Source organism: Cellulomonas bogoriensis 69B4 = DSM 16987 (genome assembly GCF_000767165.1).
Taxonomy (GTDB): Bacteria; Actinomycetota; Actinomycetes; order Actinomycetales; family Cellulomonadaceae; genus Actinotalea; species Actinotalea bogoriensis.
Genome location: NZ_AXCZ01000311.1, coordinates 1 through 1,642 on the forward strand (window position 1 = coordinate 1; position 1,642 = coordinate 1,642).

At 75.3% G+C, this 1,642-nt stretch carries 3 protein-coding genes; all 3 read right to left on the reverse strand.

Annotated features, from left to right (window positions below; translation table 11 throughout):
* Positions 1 to 200 (reverse strand): metal ABC transporter solute-binding protein, Zn/Mn family (locus N869_RS14935; RefSeq protein WP_232229814.1); only part of this gene is annotated, 200 nt, incomplete at its 3' end.
* 5 nt (positions 201 to 205) lie between these two features.
* The gene (locus N869_RS14940) at positions 206 to 1,267 is read right to left on the reverse strand and encodes a hypothetical protein (protein WP_156968594.1); all 1,062 of its coding nucleotides are present in this window, start codon (positions 1,265 to 1,267) and stop codon (positions 206 to 208) included.
* 64 nt (positions 1,268 to 1,331) lie between these two features.
* Positions 1,332 to 1,642 (reverse strand): hypothetical protein (locus N869_RS18035; RefSeq protein WP_408606371.1); only part of this gene is annotated, 311 nt, incomplete at its 5' end.

The window sequence follows — 1,642 nt, forward strand, 5'->3', positions numbered from 1 at the left end:
CGCAGCGACGGCTCGTGGAGCGAGGCGTCAGCCCCCGGCGGGACGAGCGGCACGACCCTGGCACGGTCCCCGGCGACGTTCGCGGCCAGGTCCGCCAGGACCGGGGTGGTCGCGACCACGGTCACCTCCGGCGTGCCGGTCGTGGTCGTGGCGCATCCCGCCAGGGCGAGGACCACGAGGCCGGCGGCGAGCGATCGCATGCGGGTCATGAGCGGGGGGCGGGAGCGTCTGCGTTCAGCCGCCGCACCCGGCGACGGGCCTGGACCGCGGAGCCGACCACGAGCAGGACGAGCGCGAGGGCGACGAGCCCGGACCACGGCACGGCCCACAGGGTGGTGCGCCCGGCGGCCGGATCGACGGTGATCTGCTGCCCGGCCGAGGACGTCGGCTCGACCACGACCTCGACGGACATCGGCCCGAGGGCGGCGACGGGCAGCTCGACCGAGCCGGACACGGCCATCCCCGGGAAGAGGTCGACCGTCCCCGGGCCCTCGGCGGACCCGTCCCACACCTCGAACGGGGCACTGACCGACGCGACGGGGACGGCGTCGAGGCGCACGTTGCCGGTGTTGACGACGGTGTAGCCGACGACGCCGTGGCCGGGGCGGGCGGGGTTGACCGCGTGGGCGTACGTGGCGGTGACGGTCTCCACGCTGAGGGCGGGCTCGACGGGCCCGGCGACCCGCACGTAGACGCGTGTCCCCACCCGCGTCTGCACGTCGATCCCGGCCGCGTCGCCCGCACCGTCGGTGTGCATCACGGCGACCACTCCCCCGGCGTAGTCACCGGGCTCGACGTCGACGGGGATCGTCATGCTGAAGGGGATGAGCACGACGTCGCGGGGTGGGACCTCCACCTGCTGGGAGGGGAGGTCCACCCAGGTGCCGACCTCGCGTGAGGGCTCGTCCGCGGCGAGGACCGTGAACGCGTCGATCTCGCCGCTCGCGGCGTCGGCGGCGTAGACCTCGAGCTGCAGCGGTTCGGTGCCGACGTTGCGGACCGCGACGTGGTCGTCGTACCTGTGGCCCGGCTCCACCACGTACTCGAACCGGGGGCGTCCGTCCGGGCCCTCGGCCGAGGCGGGTGCGACCGACCAGGTCGACGGTGCGGGCTCGGGCTGGGCGTCCTCGACGGTGGCCTCGGGTGGGACGGCACCGCCGGTCAGGACCGTGGTGAGGGCCAGGGCGGTCAGGGGGGCACGTGCGGCGCGCCATGCGCGGCGCGATGTCGAGCGGACCACACGGGGGGATGAGCGGTGTGCGGGCATGAGCCCTCTCCTCGGGCGCACCGTGGACCCCCGGAGCGCGTCCGGGGGTCCAGGGTGGCTGCGGTCAGATGACGGTCAGGATGAGCATCCCGGTGTAGGTGCCGGCCGTCAGGGTGGTGGGCGCCTCCAGGAGGAGCCCTGCCCCGAGCTGCGCGGTGCCACGTCCGGCGCCCTCGGTCGCCTGCCCCAGGACACGCCAGGCCGAGAGACCGGGCCCCTCGCTCAGCGTCCCCGCGACCGCCGGGCCCGCCGTGACGGACTGCCCGTCCGATGCCCCCAGGACGGTGGGCTCCCACCCGAGGTGGCTGCCGTGGAGGGTGGAGCCGTCGATGGTGGTGAAGGCTCGGACGCGACCCGAGGCGACCCACCCCTGGT

Bases quoted from the DNA above. Each gene is read 5' to 3' on its own strand.
- N869_RS14940 (WP_156968594.1), bottom strand. From the start codon at position 1,267: ATGCCCGCACACCGCTCATCCCCCCGTGTGGTCCGCTCGACATCGCGC.